Source organism: Pantoea sp. GbtcB22 (assembly GCF_019091025.1).
Classification (GTDB): Bacteria; Pseudomonadota; Gammaproteobacteria; order Enterobacterales; family Enterobacteriaceae; genus Pantoea; species Pantoea leporis.
The window spans coordinates 1-230 of the sequence record NZ_JAGXKB010001034.1 but is presented as its reverse complement, the minus strand read 5'-3'; the positions used below and the strand labels follow the sequence as shown (position 1 = coordinate 230).

Genomic DNA, 230 nt, shown 5'->3' with positions numbered 1-230 from the left:
AAATATGGGTGCAGTTTAATACTGTATTATCGCCGCTTGGTATGACCGTGTTTTTCTTTGTTTCGGGCTTATTAGCCACTAACGGTATTTTAAATCGGCCCTGGAAACAGGTGTTTACCAGTCGCATCACCAGCCTGTTTTATCTCTATATTTTGTGGGGGTTTATTCAGTGGTGGTCGATTGTCGGCATCTCAACCGAGGTCACCGCGCAGCGTATTTCACAGAACCTC

At 45.2% G+C, this 230-nt stretch carries 1 protein-coding gene; it reads left to right on the top strand.

The genetic code is table 11. The features are described from left to right. The coding region (locus KVT28_RS27420; RefSeq protein WP_217551514.1) for an acyltransferase family protein at positions 1-230 on the top strand (230 nt) is incomplete at both ends.